The organism is Streptomyces sp. NPDC048142, from assembly GCF_043202835.1.
GTDB lineage: Bacteria > Actinomycetota > Actinomycetes > Streptomycetales > Streptomycetaceae > Streptomyces.
The window spans coordinates 364237-380005 of sequence record NZ_JBIDBC010000004.1; the positions used below are offsets into that span (position 1 = coordinate 364237).

Consider the following 15769-nt stretch of genomic DNA (forward strand, 5'->3'; position numbering starts at 1 on the left):
ATGTGATTCCGGACACGTATGCTGGATCACTTCGAACGTTCGAAGTGATCCAGTCATAGAGGAGGCAGGCGCGGAGATGGCAGAGCGGCAGATGCAGATCGGTGAGGTGGCTGAGCGGACCGGCTTGTCGCTCCGCACGATCCGGCACTACGAGGAAGTCGGCCTGGTCATCCCCTCCGCCCGCAGCAAGGGAGGCTTCCGTCTGTACACCGAGACGGACGTCGGCCGCCTGATGGTGATCCGCCGCATGAAGCCGCTGGACTTCTCGCTGGAGGAGATGCGGGACCTCCTGGAGATCGTCGACCGCATCGCAGCCGATGACGCGGCCACGGACGAGGAGCGGGAGCGCCTGCACGAGCGGCTGGACTCGTACCGCAAGGTGGCCGACGCGCGCTGCGAGACGCTGCGCGCTCAGCTCCTGGCCGCCGAGGACTTCGCCGCGACGCTGCGTCGCAGGCTCAATGCCCAGAGTTCCTGACGGCACTCCCCTCGGGACGGAATACGGCCCCACGCGCTGACCTTTTGCCGTTCGCCCCGCTACGGGCGTGTGACCGGCATCCGTGGGGTCAAGGGTGCCCCGTGGACCGGCTGTCCGCCTCCGGGACCGCGTGCCTCGCTTCCCCCAGGGCCGTACGCCTCGCCTCCGCGCGGTCTGGCCTCGCCTCCGCGGTCTGGCCTCGCCTCCGCGGTCTGCCCGAGCGGGCCGCTCGGGCAGGCCCCGAGCGGCCACGTCGTCGCCCGGTGGGCCGGAGACGGCGGGCCTGCGCACCGGGCCCCGCTCCACGAGTGCCCGTAACGGGCCTACCGGCGACAGCTCCGCTCCGGGCCCGTGACGAAGCCGGAGCCCCGGCCATAATGGATCATCACCGCAACTCTCCGGTAACGTCAGCGTATGAGCCATCCACATCCTGAGCTGAAGCCCGCCCCTCCCCTGGCCGCAGGAGGGCTGAGGATCGTCGCCCTGGGCGGTCTCGGAGAAATCGGCCGCAACATGACCGTCTTCGAGTACGCCGGCAAACTGCTGATCGTCGACTGCGGGGTGCTGTTCCCCGAGGAGACCCAGCCCGGCGTCGACGTGATCCTGCCCGACTTCACCTCGATCCGGGACCGTCTGGACGACATCGTCGGCGTGGTCCTCACTCACGGACACGAGGACCACATCGGTGGCGTGCCCTACCTGCTGCGAGAACGCCGGGACATCCCCGTCATCGGCTCGAAGCTGACGCTCGCCTTCCTTGAGGCGAAGCTCAAGGAACACCACATCAAGCCCACGACGGTGCGGGTGAAGGAAGGGGAACGGCGCGACTTCGGGCCCTTCGGCTGTGAGTTCGTGGCGGTCAACCACTCCATCCCCGACGGCCTCGCGGTCGCCATCCGTACCGGCGCCGGGATGGTCCTGCACACCGGTGACTTCAAGATGGACCAGTTCCCGCTGGACGACCGCATCACCGACCTGCGCGCGTTCGCCCGGCTCGGCGAGGAGGGAGTCGACCTGTTCCTGACCGACTCCACCAATGCCGAGGTGCCCGGCTTCACCACTTCCGAGCGCGAGCTGAACCCCGCGATCGAGCACGTCATGCGCACCGCCCCGCGCCGGGTCATCGTCTCCAGCTTCGCCAGCCACGTCCACCGTATCCAGCAGGTCCTCGACGCCGCCCATCAGCACGGGCGGAAGGTCGCCTTCGTGGGCCGGTCCATGGTCCGCAACATGGGCATCGCCCGCGAACTGGGCTATCTGAGGACGCCGCCGGGCCTCGTGGTCGAGGCGAGGGAGCTGGAGAAGCTGCCCGACCACAAGATCACCCTGGTCTGCACGGGCTCGCAGGGTGAGCCGATGGCCGCGCTCTCCCGCATGGCCAACCGCGATCACTCGATCCGCATCGGGCAGGGTGACACCGTCCTGCTCGCCAGCTCCCTCATCCCGGGCAACGAGAACGCCATCTACCGGGTGATCAACGGGCTGACCCGCTGGGGCGCCAACGTCGTCCACAAGGGCAACGCCAAGGTCCACGTCTCCGGGCACGCGAGCGCCGGCGAGCTGGTGTACTGCTACAACATCGTCAAGCCCCGTCACGTCATGCCCGTCCACGGCGAGTGGAAGCACATGCGGGCCAACGCCGACCTCGCCATCCGCACCGGCGTCGCACCGGACCGCGTGATCATCGCCGAGGACGGAGTCGTCGTCGACCTCGTCGACGGGCGCGCCTCGATCACCGGAAAGGTCCCGGCGGGCTATGTGTACGTCGACGGGATGACGGTCGGCGGCGCGACCGAGGCGTCCCTGAAGGACCGCCGCGTCCTGGCGGAGGAGGGCGTGGTCACCATCGTGGCGATCGTCGACGCCGACACCGGGCGCCTCGCGGAGGCACCCGACTTCCTCGCCCGCGGATTCGAGCACGACGACACCACCTTCGAGCCGGTGATCCCGCTCATCGAGAAGACCCTGGCCGCAGCGGCCGCAGAGGGCATCGGCGACCACCACCAGCTCGAACAGCGCATCGCCCGCGCCGTCGCCTCCTGGGCCTTCCGCAGCCACCGCCGCAAGCCCCTGATCATCCCCGTCGTCATCGACGCCTGACACCGCGTCGCCGGCCGGAGGAGACCCACACCATGACCACCCGCTTCGAGGAACTCGACTGGAAGCCGACACCGATCGGCGACATCAGCCTGAGACGCCGACGCGACCCGTTGTCGGGAGACGACGTGTACGAGGTGAAGCTCGGGGACGAGTTCCTGATGTCCAGCCTCTTCACCGAGGGCGAGATCGCCCTCGCCCGACTGGGCCTCGCCCCGCTCGCGCACCACCCCGGCCTCGACGTCGCCGTCGGCGGCCTCGGCCTCGGATACACGGCACACGCCGCGCTGGAGGAGCCGGGCGTCCGCTCCCTGATCGTCGTCGACACCCTCGGCGAGGTCATCGACTGGCACCGACGCGGCCTGGTACCGCTCGGCCGCGCGCTCGGCTCGGACGACCGCTGCCGGCTGGTGCACGGCGACTTCTTCGCCATGGTGCGTGAGGGCCGCGGTCTGGACCCGCAAGCGGAGGGACGCCTCTTCCACGCCATCCTGCTGGACGTCGACCACTCCCCCAGCCACGTGCTGCACCCGAGCCACGCCGCTCTCTACCGGCCGGCGGGCCTGAGCGACCTCTCCCGCCTCCTCCACCCCGGAGGCGTCTTCGCCCTGTGGTCCAACGACCCGCCCGACGACGACTTCGTCTCCCTCCTCGCCGACGGCTTCCAGAACACCGCCGCCCACGTGGTGGAGTTTCCCAACCCGCTGCGAGGCGGCACCTCGACCAACACCGTCTACGTGGCCGTCAAGGGCAGCGCCCCGTAACCGAAAGCTTGACCGCCCCGCAAGGACACGCCGGTCGGCCCTCTCCCGCCCCTGCCCTGCCCTGCCTCCTCACCGGTGGGGAGGCAGGGGCTGTCGTCGGGCGCACGCGGCGGGCGTCACAAGCGCCCGATGAGGGTCCTGGCGTCGTCGAGGGTGGCGCAGGTCGGCCACCGGCCGTCGTTTCCCGGGTCCACGCTGCCGGAGACGGGTACGGGCGCGCGGGCGGGTGCGGTCAGGAGGACGGCGTGGCCGGTCGCTTCGAGCAGGGCGCGGCCGTGATGTTCTCACGGGTGGCTCTGCCCGGACCCCGCAGCAGGGCCAGGAGTTCGGCCCGGGTGAGCTGTCCGCGGTGGTAGGCGCGGTAGGCACTCGCGCAGGCATCGGCGGGTACGCCCGGGGCTGTGGCGAGGGTTGCGGCGGAGCCGGTGGTGGTGAGGGTGTGGTCGATGTCGCTGACCACCTCGCGCACCGGACGGGCGCCGGCCGGCGCGCGTGGGCGGCCTTGTCGCAGCAGCCATCAGTGGGTCCGCCGGATGGCTGCTGCGATCACGATGTCCAGCCCGGTGGCGTCACCGGGGCACGCCCGGCGCAAGGACTCGCGGGCGGGTGTGACCCACCGGTCGGCTTCCTGCTCCGCCCACGCCCGGCCGCCGCTCTCCTCGATCAGAGCCGCCATCTGCCGTACGGCTGCCTCGCGGGGCGGGCCGGACTCGGCGCTGGATCCGCCACACCCGGCCGGGAAACACCGCCGGGTGATCCCTCCAGGGCAGCACCGGGGTCCAGCCCAGTGTGCCAAGCACTTAATCGGGCTGTTTGTGCAGCCTCGACAGAGTCCTGCGCAGTTCGAGGAGTTCGCCGTACGTCGGGCGGCGCGGGAGCTTGAGGGCCGCGGTGCCTGTCTCGTACCGGGAGAGTTCACGAAGGTCCGCTTGGAGGGAGAGCAGGAGGTCACCGGTGTAGGTGTGCTTGCCTGCCGCCTTGTCGAACTGCTCGGCCGGGATCGGCTGCCCGGTCCGGTGGAAGCCCGTCTCCCGGTACGCGTCGCAGGTGCGGGCGACCGTGACGACGATCCTTTCCAGGACCATGCGCCGCTGAACCCTGTGGACGCCCGGCCGCTTGCGGGGCTGCTTCCCTTCGGGCACGGCGGGCTTGGAGAAGTAGTACCAGTCGGAGATGGCGGTGAGCAGACGCAAGGCCCTTCCGTCACGGTCGTGCAGGGCGTCCAGTGCCGCACGGCCCGTTGCGGCCACGATGACGGGCAGGATGCCGACCAGCGCACCGAGCAGGGCGACCACGAGCACGGGCGGGATGTCCCCGAACCAGCCCATTTGGACGCTCACTGCTCGGCCTCCTGGTCATAGGTGGCGTCACCGGTGTGTCCGGCCTTCTGAACGGCCGGTACGGGAACTCCGACGGTCGTCGTCCATAGTCTCTCGTGCCCTGTCACTGCGCCGGGTCTCCCCTGTGCGTTTGCGTGCCCACGCTGTCGAGCTGCCCTTCATCTGCTCGTCCACGCTATGGGGTCCTTCGACGGGCCCTCACGGTTGAATCGGATGCGAGGGGCAGGGGGCAAGGGGGCAGGAGGGGCACGAGGGGCACGAGGGGCGGTTCGAGGTTGTGGTGAACTCCTTCACGATGCGTCCCGTCCCGGCCCGCTGCGTGCGACCGGGGCGGCCCCTGTCCCGGCCGGTCAGAGGTCTCCTCCGGTGAGGAGGAGGAGAGCCCCTCCGCCGAGCATGGCGAGGGCGAAGAGCGAGATGAGGACGACGCCCGTGATGCGTGATGCGTCGCTCGGCGGTTCGGACTCGGCGTAGGCGACGGTATACGGGCGATCGGGCCGTTCGGAGTCGTAGGCCACCTCCACGGTGTCCCCCACCTCGCCACCCGAACTGCCGCGTCTGAGCGTGGAGGTGTAGCGCTTGTCTCCGAGCTGGTACTGACCAGGGTGTCCGTCCGGGTGCCGCCGTTCGGTCCGCCGCCCTCGTTCACCACGCGTTTGTCGAAGACCACCGCGGTGACCCGGCCGTCCAGGGCCGCGCGGTGGTCCTCACCGATCTTGCCGGCGAGGACGTAGGCCACCAGGGCGAGAGACGCGCCGGCGATCAGGGCGGCGAGACCCATCAGTGCCGTCAGCACACGATCGGCGGACGGTTTGCGCACGCTGCTCCTCCAGGGCTTGTCCGGCTTGCGCACCATCTGCTTGCTGTTCGGCGTCGCGCCTCGGGGTCCCACGGACCCGCTCGGGGACCTGGTCGCCGTGTTCGGGCAGCGCCTGGACTGCTCCACACCGTGGTGGCCACCGAGAACGACAGCATCATGAACGGGGCGCCGGAGCGCCGCGCCCCGACACGTCCGGCACACGTCCGGCGTGGCCGCCGGAGCGCTGCGGCGGAGCCTCCCCGCACGCCGATGTCGTCAGCCCGCCGCCACACCCGATCCGGGATCTCCTCGTGGGCCGTGCGAGGGCCGGCGCGTACGGTCACATCGCCCAGAGGTTGCTGTCATGCCTCGCAGCGTACGGTCGGGCCCTTCTGCGAGAACACCCCTCCGAGTTCGTTCTCACGCAGCGCATTCCACCCGTCGGGGGTCGCGACAGCGCGTACCGGATTCCCGGGCCGGCGCGGGCCGGTCGAGGACCCGCGTGGACATCGGGTCCGGTGGATCCGCAGGGCGCTCCTCGCCCCGGCTGTCACGGAATGCCCAGGCCATGTCGGGTTCGGTCACCGCACGCAGGGCGCGCCGGACCGGCGGGGTGCACTTCGGGGTGACGGCGATGGCGGCCGCCAGGCAGACGGCGGCCTTCCCGGCGGGTTCGCCGAGCCAGGTGTACGTGTCGAAGACTCGGCGTACTCGGGCCCCTTGATCGCGAACCCGTGCAGCAGGTAGCCGCAGACCGTCCCCGCTCCGTGAACGGTGAAGCAGGTGCACCGGCGCGGCACCCACGGACAGGAAGGCGACCGTCAGCAGCAGGGTGCGGCCGAAGAGCAGGAGGGGCATGACGGGGCCGCTCCACCAGGGTGCGCAGGGCCGGTAGCCGGAGCTCGCGTCGCCGCACGATCTCGACGTGGAGGCCCCCGCCCTGCTGCATCCGGAAGGGTGTTACTCGTGGGCGGCCAGGAGGGTGCCGAGGCTGGCGTCGGGGAACTGCCGCTGGAAGGAGTTCGCCTGCCAGCGGTCGGGGAACAGGGCGAGCTGCGCCTTGTCGCGGATCCTGGTCAGCGCCTCGCCCTTGACCAGCTGGGAGCGGTTGAGTGTCTCCGCCCCGGCCGCGTCGGTGGCCCGTGCCAGGTGGTACGGGAGCATCTCCAGGCGTACGGGTGCGGAGAACTCCCCTGCCATACGGGCGGAGACGACGTCGAACTGCATCGGCCCCACCGCCGCCAGGACCGGCGCCTGGTCCCCGCGTGCGTCGCTGACGAGGACCTGCACGACGCCCTCCTCGTCCAGCTGGGCGATACCTCGGCGGAACTGCTTGGAGCGGCTGATGTCGACCGGGCGGACGACCGCGAAGTGTTCGGGGGCGAAGGTCGGCATCGGCGGAAACAGGGCCGGCGGGCCGGCGTAGAGGGTGTCGCCGACGCGCAGGGCCGCGGCGTTGACCAGCCCGACGACGTCGCCGGGGTAGGCGGTGTCGACCATGGAGCGGTCCTGGCCGAAGACGCTGTGGGCGTACTTGGTCGCGAACGGCTTCCCCGACGCGGCGCGGGTGACGGTCACGCCTCGCTCGAAGACGCCCGAGCACACCCGCAGGAAGGCGATCCGGTCCCGGTGGGCCGGGTCCATGTTCGCCTGCACCTTGAACACCAGCCCGGAGAACGGGGCGTCGACGGGCCTGCTGCCGCCGCCTTCCAGCTCTCGCGCCCCCGGTGGCGGGGCGAGGTCGACGATGGCGTCCAGGAGCAGCCGTACGCCGATGTTGGAGACCGCGGCGCCGAAGAATACCGGCGTGGAGCCGCCCGCCAGGAACGAGGCCCGGTCGAACCCGGCGCCGTCCGCCTCCAGCAACTGGAGCTCCTCCACGGCCTGCTCCCAGTCGGCGCCCTCCTCGGACACCGCCCGCTCGGCGGGAACCACCTCTTCGGAGGCTTCGTGCGCGCCGCCGGGGGTACGGGTGTAGCGCAGCATCCGCTCCGGCTCGCGTACGTCGACCAGACCCCGCAGATGGCCGGCGGTGCCGACCGGCCAGTTCACCGGGGTGGGCTTGAGCCGGAACTCGCGCTCGATCTCGTCCAGCAGCTCCAGTGCCTCACGGCCGGGCCGGTCCCACTTGTTGATGAACGTGATCACGGGGATGCCCCGGTGGCGGCAGACGTCGAAGAGCTTGCGCGTCTGCTCCTCCAGCCCCTTGGCCGCGTCGATCAGCATGACCGCGCAGTCCACCGCCGCCAGCACCCGGTAGGTGTCCTCGGAGAAGTCCGCGTGCCCCGGAGTGTCCAGCAGGTTCAGCACACAGTCGCGGTAGGCGAACTGCAGGACGGCGGAGGTCACGGAGATGCCACGGGCCTTCTCCATCTCCATCCAGTCCGACGCCACACCGCGCCGCCCGGACTTGCCGTGCACCGCGCCCGCCGACGTGATCGCGTGCGCGTGCAGCGCCAGCGCCTCGGTCAGCGTCGACTTGCCCGCGTCCGGGTGGCTGATCACCGCGAACGTACGCCGCCTGGCCGCCTCACCCACGGCCCACCCGCTCGTGGCGTTCACCGTGCCGCCTTCGATCCGGCCACCGCCGCGTCCAGCAGGTGAGCGAGCCGCTCGTGCGGGGAACGCGCGAACGCCTCCGCCGTTCCCAGCTCACGGCGCGGGTCCTCACACCGCGCATCGGCCCGTACCCAGTACTTCCGCAACTTCTCCACCCATTCCTCGTACGCCTGCTCGTCGCCCGTACGCCTGCTCGTTGCCCGTATGCCTGCTCGTCGTTTCCGCCGGCGGAGAGCCGGGGCCGGGAAGCCGGTCCAGCACATCGAGGAGCGCCCGCACGTCGCCCAGTCTGAACCCGAGCGGCCGCATGCGGCGCACCAGGTCCAGCCGGTGCGCCTCCGACTCCGCGTACAGACGGGAACAGCCCAGGCTACGCCCACGGGGAGGAGCCGCCCCGACGTCCTCGTCATGCAGGATCACGCGTGGACAGCCCTGTGCGCTCGGAGACCTCGCCGATCCGCATCAGCCGCTCACCCCCGGCCCCACCGCCCGCGTCGCCCGCGTCGCCCGCCCGACATTTCCGCCCACCCGTAAATCTACCGTGACGTTAGAGTAGATTGACCATTGGGCGCAACGCGGACCGCCGCACGGGCAGGCACCCCCGCGCCCCCTCCACGGGGGCGGCACCCTCCCCTCTGGTGCGGCCAGTCGCACCCCTTGCGCTGTAAAATGTCACACAGTACATTGCGGGCTCCAGCCGTGAGTCAGCCGTGAAAGGGAGCCATGAACCCCGGCGTACGCGACCGTCGACCACGCCTTCACCGTTCCCCTGGATCTCACGACCCCGCACGGCCCCACCATCCAGGCCCGTCCGCGATGGAGGAGGAACAAGAGTGACGGATTCGCATCAGGAGGCTGTCGTGGCTGATGAGACCCATGAGGTGGATGAGACCCATGAGGTGGATGAGACGGATGAGACGGATGAGAACAAGACGCGAAAGAACGGCCTCTACCGAGACGTGAGCGACGAGCTCGCCGAGAACATGAGGCAGGGGTGGGCGGACACCGAGCGTCGCGACCTCGAGCCCATCGCGCAGGCGGCGTACACCGCACGCCGTCGCTCGGCGCTCAGCGCCCTGTTCCCCGGTGAACTGCTGGTGATCCCCGCCGGCAACCCGAAGGTCCGCGCCAACGACACGGACTACCCCTTCCGGCCGTCCTCCGACTACGTCTACCTGACGGGTGATCAGTCGCCGGACTCCGTACTGGTCCTGGAGCCCCACCAGGACGGCGGACACCTGGCGGTCGCCTATCTGCTTCCCCGGTCGGACCGTGAGAGCGGGGAGTTCTGGCGTGATTACCACGGTGAGCTCTGGGACGGCCGGCGCAACAGCCTCACCGAGAACGAGCGGCTCCTCGGCCTGCCCTGCCGCGATGTCCGCACGCTGACCGAGCGGCTTGCCGAGGCCACCGGTCCGGTCCGACTGCTGCGTGGCTACGACGCGGGGGTCGACGCCGCTCTGGACGACAAGGTGACCGCCGAGCGCGACACCGAGTTCCGCGTCGCGCTGTCCGGGATGCGCCTGCTCAAGGACGAGTTCGAGATCGCCGACCTGCGTCACGCCTGCGAGGCGACGGTGCGTGGCTTCGAGGACGTGGTGCGCATCCTCGGTACGGACACGCCGACCCTGGAGCGGGCCGTCGAGGGCACGTTCTGGATGCGTGCGCGGATCGAGGGCAACAACGTGGGTTACGCGTCGGTCTGCGCCGCGGGACCGCACGCCACGACGCTGCACTGGGTCCGCAACGACGGCGAGGCCCGTCCGGGTGAACTGCTGCTGGTCGACGCCGGAGTGGAGACCCGCAATCTGTACACCGCCGATGTCACCCGCACCCTGCCGGTCGACGGCCGCTTCACGCCGCTCCAGCGCACGGTGTACGACGCGGTGTACGAGGCGCAGTCGGCCGGTATCGCCGCGGTCAGGCCCGGTGCGAAGTACCGGGACTTCCACCATGCCGCTCAGCGGGTACTGACCGAACACCTGGCCGCCTGGGGTCTGTTCGGCGAGCGGTCGGTGGACGAGGCGTACGAACTCGGGCTGCACCGACGCTGGACGCTGGCCGGCACAGGGCACATGATCGGCCTGGACGTCCACGACTGCGCGAAGGCCCGCACCGAGCTGTACGTGGAGGGAACACTGGAGGCGGGCATGGTGCTCACCGTCGAGCCGGGCCTGTACTTCCAGGCGGACGACCTGACCGTGCCCGAGGAGTTCCGCGGCATCGGCGTGCGGATCGAGGACGACCTCCTGGTCACCGAGGAGGGCAGCGAGAACCTCTCGGCCGGCCTTCCCCGCGCGGCCGGCGAAGTGGAGGCGTGGATGGCCCGGCTGCGGAGCTGACGGCGGCAGCCGCGGCCCGTCGGGGCCGCGGCTCGAACAGGTGCGTTCTCCGTGCGGGGCGAGGACGGACCACCACAGGACGGTATGACGGGGAGGCGTGCGATGGAACGACACGACGGCTCACGCGGGACGCGGAGCCATGATCGTCGAACACCGGCCGCAGTGGCCGAGGTCTTTCGGCAGGGGTGGGCGGACACGGACAGGAGACTTCCGCCCGTCCCCGGAGCCGGGTACGCGGCCAAGCGGCGTGCGGTGGTGTCCGGGCGGTTCCCCGGGGAGCGGATCGTTGTCCCGTCGGGCGGGCTCAAGGCCCGCAGCAATGACTTCGACTACGCCTTCCGGCCGCATTCCGCGTTCATCCACCTCACCGCCGAGCAGGGGACGGGGGCCGTACCGGACAGTGTGCTCGTCTTCGAGCCCACCGGCAGCGGGCACGAGGTCACCCTGTTCACCCGGCCGCGGTCACCGCGCGACGCCGGTCCGTCCGGGGCGGAGTTCTACAGCGACCGGCAGCACGGCGAGTTCTGGGTCGGCCGGCGCCGGACGCTCCGGGAGACCTCCGACGCCCTCGGTGTCGAGGCGGTCGCCCGGGACGCTCTGGAGGGGGCACTGGGCGGTGGCGTCCCGACCCGGGTGGTGCGCGGCGAGGACGTACTCGTCGACGCGCTGGTCCCGCCGTCCGCTCCGGCCGACGCTGAGCTGCTCGCCTTCCTGTCGGAGTTGCGGCTGGTCAAGGACGAGTGGGAGATCGAGCAGCTGCGCGCCGCCGTGGGGTACACGGTCGCCGGCTTCCACGACGTCGTCGGTGAACTGCCCCACGCCACCCGTCTCGCCCGGGGCGAGCGGTGGGTGGAGGGCACCTTCAACCGGCGGGCCCGGCTGGAGGGTTACGGTCTGGGGTTCGAGACCATCGCGGCGGCCGGCGCGCACGCGTGCGTGCTGCACTGGATGCACAACGACGGTCCGGTGCGGGAAGGGGACCTGCTCCTGCTGGACGCGGGCGTCGAGGCCGACTCGTTCTACACCGGGGACGTCACGCGGACGCTGCCGGTCGGCGGACGCTTCACGGATGTCCAGCGCCGCGTCTACGACCTGGTGTTCGCCGCCCAGTCGGCGGGCATCGCCGCGCTGCGGCCGGGCGCGCCGTACGGCGCCTTCCATGACGCCGCGACGCGCGTGATCGCCGAGGGGCTCGACGCCTGGGGTCTGCGGCCCGGTGGCGGGGCGGTCCCGCACGAGCCCGACCTGTACCGCCGGTACACCGTCTGCGGTACGGGCCATATGCTCGGCCTGGACTGCCACGACTGCGCCGCCGCCCGCAGCGAGACGTATGTGGGCGGTGTGCTGGAGGAGGGCCAGGTGCTCACCGTCGAGCCCGGGCTGTACTTCCAGCCCGACGACCTGACGATCCCCGAGGAACTGCGCGGCATCGGCGTGCGGATCGAGGACGACTTCGTCATCACGGCCGACGGCGCGCTGTGTCTGTCGTCAGGTCTGCCGCGCGGTGCGGACGCGGTCGAGGCGTGGATGGACGCGCTGCGGTAGGGGCGGTTGATCTGCGGTCAGGGCCGGTACGGGATCCTGCCGCGGAGCACCCATTCGGCCCACCGGCCTGCCGGCCCGCCGGCCGTCCGGCTGGCGGGCTGGCGGGCTGGCGGGCTGGCGGGCCACTGGGCCGGCAGGCAGCCCCCCCCCGGCGACGCGGCAGCCCGGCGCGCGTGAGCGGCGCCCGGCCCATCCGCACGGGAACCGGACGGGTAACGGGCACGGCCCTCGGCCTCCCGGGCGGGCTGCCCCCGGCGGCGACCCGGTCGGGCGTGCTCCGGTCGGGCGTGCTCCGGTCGGCCCCGCCCACGCTGCGCACCCGACCGGACCCCCTTACTGTCTGTGCTGACGTCGCCACGCAGGGGGCCGGTCGTCGCCGAGGCCCGCGCCCGGCGGGGCGCCCGTCCCACCCCCGTACAGGAGGACCCCATGCCGGAGCTGTTCATCGATGGCCAGTGGACCGCCGCCGCCGAAGGGCGGACGCGGGAGATCCGCTGTCCGGCCGACGGCACGCTGGTGGCCGCCGTCGACGAGGGCGGCGCCGGGGACGCCGCCCGAGCCGTCGCCGCGGCCCGGCGGGCCTTCGACGAGGGGACCTGGCCGGGGACGCCCGCCGCCGAGCGGGGGCGGTTGCTGCTGCGGGTGGCGGAGCTGCTGGAGCGGGACAAGGACGTCTTCGCGCGGGCCGAGTCGCTGGACACGGGGAAGCGGCTGGTCGAGAGCGTCTACGACATGGACGACATCGCGAACTGCTTCCGGTACTTCGGCAACCTCGCCGCTGCCGGGGGCGCCGACCGGGTCGTCGACACCGGGAACGCGGACACGGACAGCCGTATCGTCCACGAGCCCGTCGGGGTCTGCACGCTCATCACGCCGTGGAACTATCCGCTGCTCCAGACCGCCTGGAAGGTCGCTCCGGCGCTCGCGGCCGGCAATACGTTTGTGCTCAAGCCGAGTGAGCTGACCCCGCACACCGCCATCCTGCTGATGGGGCTGCTCGCCGAGGCCGGGCTGCCGGACGGGGTGGCCAATCTGGTGCTCGGGGCGGGGGCGGTGGTGGGCGCCCCGCTGACCGAGGACCCCCGGGTCGACATGGTGTCGTTCACCGGGGGGCTCGCCACCGGGCGGCGCATCATGACGGCCGCCGCGCCCACCGTGAAGAAGGTGGCCCTGGAGCTGGGCGGCAAGAATCCCAACATCGTCTTCGCCGACGCCGACTTCGACACCGCCGTCGACTACGCGCTGATGGCGATCTTCCTGCACTCGGGGCAGGTCTGCTCCGCCGGGGCACGGCTCCTCGTGCAGGACGAACTGCACGACCGGTTCACCGACGAGCTGGTGGCACGCGCCCGTCGGATCAGGCTCGGCGGGCCGTTCGACGAGGAAGCGCGCAGCGGGCCGCTGATCTCCGCCGCGCACCGGGACAAGGTCGAGGCGTACGTGGCCGAGGGCATCGCCGAGGGCGCGGTGCTGCGCTGCGGGGGCGCGCGGCCCGACGACCCGGCGCTGGCGGGCGGCTTCTACTACCCGCCCACCGTGCTGGACGAGTGCGCCACCTCGATGTCCGTGGTGCAGGACGAGTCGTTCGGTCCGGTGCTCACGGTCGAGCGGTTCCGGGACGAGGAGGACGCTGTCCGGCTGGCCAACGACACCGTGTACGGGCTGGCGGGTGCCGTATGGACGCAGGACGGCGGGCGCGCCCACCGGGTGGCCTCGCGGCTGCGGGCGGGCACCGTGTGGATCAACGACTTCCACCCCTACGTACCGCAGGCGGAGTGGGGCGGGATGAAGCAGTCCGGTTTCGGCCGCGAGCTGGGTCCCGCCGGGCTTGCCGAGTACCAGGAGGCCAAGCACATCTGGCGCAATGTCGCGGCGGTTCCCCAGCGGTGGTTCGAGTGAGTCCGGACAGCGGTGCGACGGAGCCCGGTCGCACCGCCGCCCGGTCGCGGGCGGTGCCAGGACGACGGCGTGGCGGGCGGACCGGGCCGCCCGGCCCGAACTCCGGTGCACGCCCGGCGACTTCCCTACCCTCATCGCCGGGATCAGCTGCCTCTCGATCCTGACCGGCACCTTCCAGGTGCTCCCCTTCGGTGTCGCCTCCGGGCGGCCGGCCGACGTGCTCGCCGAGCACCGGCTCGAGGCCCGGAACGACCCCACCGCTCCCCCGCTCCCACCGTCCCACCGCTTCTCCCCGACCCCGTCGGCCGGTTTGAATTCTGGAGACCCGATGCCCGAAGCAAGCTCTGTGCCCGTGTTCGACTACGTCGTCATCGGCGGCGGTACGGCCGGAGCGGTCATCGCCGCCCGGCTCACCGAGGACCCCGCCGTCACCGTCTGCGTACTGGAGGCGGGCCCCTCGGACGTCGGGGACGACAGCATCCTGCGGCTGGAGCGGTGGATGGCACTGCTGGAGTCCGGCTACGACTGGGACTATCCGGTGGAGCCGCAGGAGAGGGGCAACAGCTTCATGCGGCACGCCCGTGCCAAGGTGCTCGGCGGCTGCTCCTCGCACAACTCGTGCATCGCCTTCTGGGCCCCTGCCGAGGACCTCGACGCGTGGGGCGCGCTGGGCTGTACGGGGTGGAGCGCGGCGGACTGCTTCCCGCTCTACCGGCGGCTGGAGACCAATGACGCGCCCGGCGACCACCACGGCCGCTCCGGTCCGGTGACCATCCGGACCGTGCCGCCCCGCGATCCGTGCGGCGGCGCCCTGCTGTCGGCCTGTGCGGCGGCGGGCATCCCCACCGTCCCGTTCAACACGGGCTCCACGGTGATCCGGGGCGCGCACTGGTTCCAGATCAACGCCCGCGAGGACGGCACCCGTTCCTCGGCCTCGGTGTCGTACCTGCATCCGGTTCTCGGCTCCCGGCCGAATCTGGAGGTACGGACGGGGCTCCAGGCGAAGCGGCTGCTCTTCGACGGCGAACGGTGCTCCGGGGTGGAGTACCTGGAGCCCGACACCGTCCACAGCGGCGCGGTGCACGCCCGGCGGGAGGTGATCGTCTCCTGCGGGGCGATCGACTCCCCGAAGCTGCTGATGCTGTCCGGCATCGGCCCGGCCGGGCACCTGCGGGACACCGGGGTGGACGTACGGGTGGACTCCCCCGGCGTCGGCTCGAACCTCCAGGACCACCCGGAGGGCGTGATCATGTGGGAGGCGAAGCAGCCCATGGTCACCACCTCCACCCAGTGGTGGGAGATCGGGATCTTCGCCGACACCGAGCCGGGGCTCGACCGGCCGGACCTGATGTTCCACTACGGCTCGGTGCCGTTCGACCTGAACACCTACCGGCGCGGCTACCCGACCTCGGACAACGCGTTCTGCCTGACCCCCAACGTCACCCGCGCCCGGTCCCGGGGCACGGTGCGGCTGCGGACCCGGGACTTCCGGGACAAGCCCCGGGTCGATCCGCGCTACTTCACCGACGAGCACGACGTACGGGTGATGACGCACGGGCTGCGGCTGGCGCGGGAGATCGTCGCGCAGCCCCAGATGGCCGACTGGGCGGGCGCGGAACTGGCTCCGGGGCCGGGTGCGACCACGGACGCGGAGCTGTTCGACTACATCCGCGAGACGCACAACACCGTGTACCACCCGGCGGGGACCGTACGGATGGGACCGGCGCAGGACCCGGACTCGCCGCTCGACCCGCAGTTGCGGGTGAAGGGGGTCTCGGGACTGCGGGTGGCCGACGCGTCCGTCATGCCGTTCCTCACGACGGTCAATCCGTGCATCACCACGATGATGATCGGCGAGAAGTGCGCGGGTCTGATCAAGGAAGGCTGAGCCCCGGCTCTGCCACCGCGCATCACTCGTACGCCTGCCCGAACAGGGCTGGGCTCGT

13 protein-coding genes and 1 pseudogene are annotated in these 15769 nt (G+C 71.4%); 7 read left to right on the forward strand and 7 right to left on the reverse strand.

Annotated features, from left to right (window positions below; all coding sequences use genetic code 11):
• Positions 1-76 precede the first annotated feature (76 nt).
• From ACGF2Y_RS08540 to ACGF2Y_RS08550, 3 genes are all read left to right on the forward strand, one after another.
• Positions 77-478 carry a MerR family transcriptional regulator gene (locus ACGF2Y_RS08540; protein ID WP_392944213.1) on the forward strand — a complete coding sequence of 134 codons (402 nt, stop codon included), beginning with the start codon at positions 77-79 and terminating at the stop codon, positions 476-478.
• Positions 479-892: 414 nt separating this feature from the next.
• Complete coding sequence (locus ACGF2Y_RS08545) at positions 893-2578, forward strand: ribonuclease J (protein WP_392944215.1); 1686 nt, start codon at positions 893-895, stop codon at positions 2576-2578.
• Positions 2579-2610: 32 nt separating this feature from the next.
• Positions 2611-3339, forward strand: a complete 729-nt coding sequence (locus ACGF2Y_RS08550) for a spermidine synthase (RefSeq protein WP_392944217.1) — start codon at positions 2611-2613, stop codon at positions 3337-3339.
• Between the two features lie 232 nt (positions 3340-3571).
• On the opposite strand, the gene ACGF2Y_RS08555 is transcribed toward ACGF2Y_RS08550, so the two are convergent.
• The 7 genes and pseudogenes from ACGF2Y_RS08555 to ACGF2Y_RS08585 form a co-directional block, all read right to left on the reverse strand.
• Positions 3572-3799: a hypothetical protein gene (locus ACGF2Y_RS08555; RefSeq protein ID WP_392944219.1), complete on the reverse strand. Its 228-nt coding sequence runs from the start codon at positions 3797-3799 to the stop codon at positions 3572-3574.
• Positions 3800-3856: 57 nt separating this feature from the next.
• Positions 3857-4015: a hypothetical protein gene (locus tag ACGF2Y_RS08560; RefSeq protein ID WP_392944221.1), complete on the reverse strand. Its 159-nt coding sequence runs from the start codon at positions 4013-4015 to the stop codon at positions 3857-3859.
• Positions 4016-4139: 124 nt separating this feature from the next.
• On the reverse strand, positions 4140-4679 hold the full coding sequence (locus tag ACGF2Y_RS08565) for a hypothetical protein (protein ID WP_392944223.1): 540 nt from the start codon (positions 4677-4679) through the stop codon (positions 4140-4142).
• Between the two features lie 350 nt (positions 4680-5029).
• On the reverse strand, positions 5030-5215 hold the full coding sequence (locus tag ACGF2Y_RS08570; RefSeq protein WP_392944225.1) for a hypothetical protein: 186 nt from the start codon (positions 5213-5215) through the stop codon (positions 5030-5032).
• A gap of 683 nt (positions 5216-5898) precedes the next feature.
• Positions 5899-6360, reverse strand: a pseudogene (locus ACGF2Y_RS08575) (hypothetical protein); the annotation flags it as partial.
• A 78-nt stretch (positions 6361-6438) separates the two neighbouring features.
• A complete protein-coding gene (locus tag ACGF2Y_RS08580) occupies positions 6439-8040 on the reverse strand; it encodes a peptide chain release factor 3 (protein WP_392944227.1) in 1602 nt (533 codons plus the stop codon).
• Positions 8037-8192: a hypothetical protein gene (locus ACGF2Y_RS08585; protein ID WP_392944229.1), complete on the reverse strand. Its 156-nt coding sequence runs from the start codon at positions 8190-8192 to the stop codon at positions 8037-8039. Before ACGF2Y_RS08585 ends, ACGF2Y_RS08580 begins: the two co-directional genes overlap by 4 nt.
• Positions 8193-8918: 726 nt before the next feature.
• Here ACGF2Y_RS08585 and ACGF2Y_RS08590 point away from each other — a divergent pair.
• The 4 genes from ACGF2Y_RS08590 (at position 8919) to ACGF2Y_RS08605 (ending at position 15711) form a co-directional block, all read left to right on the forward strand.
• Positions 8919-10379 (forward strand): aminopeptidase P family protein, encoded by a 1461-nt coding sequence (locus tag ACGF2Y_RS08590; RefSeq protein WP_392944300.1) that lies wholly within the window; start codon positions 8919-8921, stop codon positions 10377-10379.
• 102 nt (positions 10380-10481) lie between these two features.
• On the forward strand, positions 10482-11924 hold the full coding sequence (locus tag ACGF2Y_RS08595; protein WP_392944231.1) for an aminopeptidase P family protein: 1443 nt from the start codon (positions 10482-10484) through the stop codon (positions 11922-11924).
• A 429-nt stretch (positions 11925-12353) separates the two neighbouring features.
• On the forward strand, positions 12354-13823 hold the full coding sequence (locus ACGF2Y_RS08600; protein WP_392944233.1) for an aldehyde dehydrogenase family protein: 1470 nt from the start codon (positions 12354-12356) through the stop codon (positions 13821-13823).
• Between the two features lie 328 nt (positions 13824-14151).
• Positions 14152-15711: a GMC family oxidoreductase gene (locus ACGF2Y_RS08605; RefSeq protein ID WP_392944302.1), complete on the forward strand. Its 1560-nt coding sequence runs from the start codon at positions 14152-14154 to the stop codon at positions 15709-15711.
• Positions 15712-15769 lie beyond the last annotated feature (58 nt).

Coding starts and splice junctions, on each gene's coding strand:
- ACGF2Y_RS08545 (WP_392944215.1), top strand. CDS start 893: ATGAGCCATCCACATCCTGAGCTGAAGCCCGCCCCTCCCCTGGCCGCA.
- ACGF2Y_RS08550 (WP_392944217.1), top strand. CDS start 2,611: ATGACCACCCGCTTCGAGGAACTCGACTGGAAGCCGACACCGATCGGC.
- ACGF2Y_RS08600 (WP_392944233.1), top strand. CDS start 12,354: ATGCCGGAGCTGTTCATCGATGGCCAGTGGACCGCCGCCGCCGAAGGG.
- ACGF2Y_RS08605 (WP_392944302.1), top strand. CDS start 14,152: ATGCCCGAAGCAAGCTCTGTGCCCGTGTTCGACTACGTCGTCATCGGC.
- ACGF2Y_RS08560 (WP_392944221.1), bottom strand. CDS start 4,015: ATGGCGGCTCTGATCGAGGAGAGCGGCGGCCGGGCGTGGGCGGAGCAG.
- ACGF2Y_RS08595 (WP_392944231.1), top strand. CDS start 10,482: ATGGAACGACACGACGGCTCACGCGGGACGCGGAGCCATGATCGTCGA.
- ACGF2Y_RS08540 (WP_392944213.1), top strand. CDS start 77: ATGGCAGAGCGGCAGATGCAGATCGGTGAGGTGGCTGAGCGGACCGGC.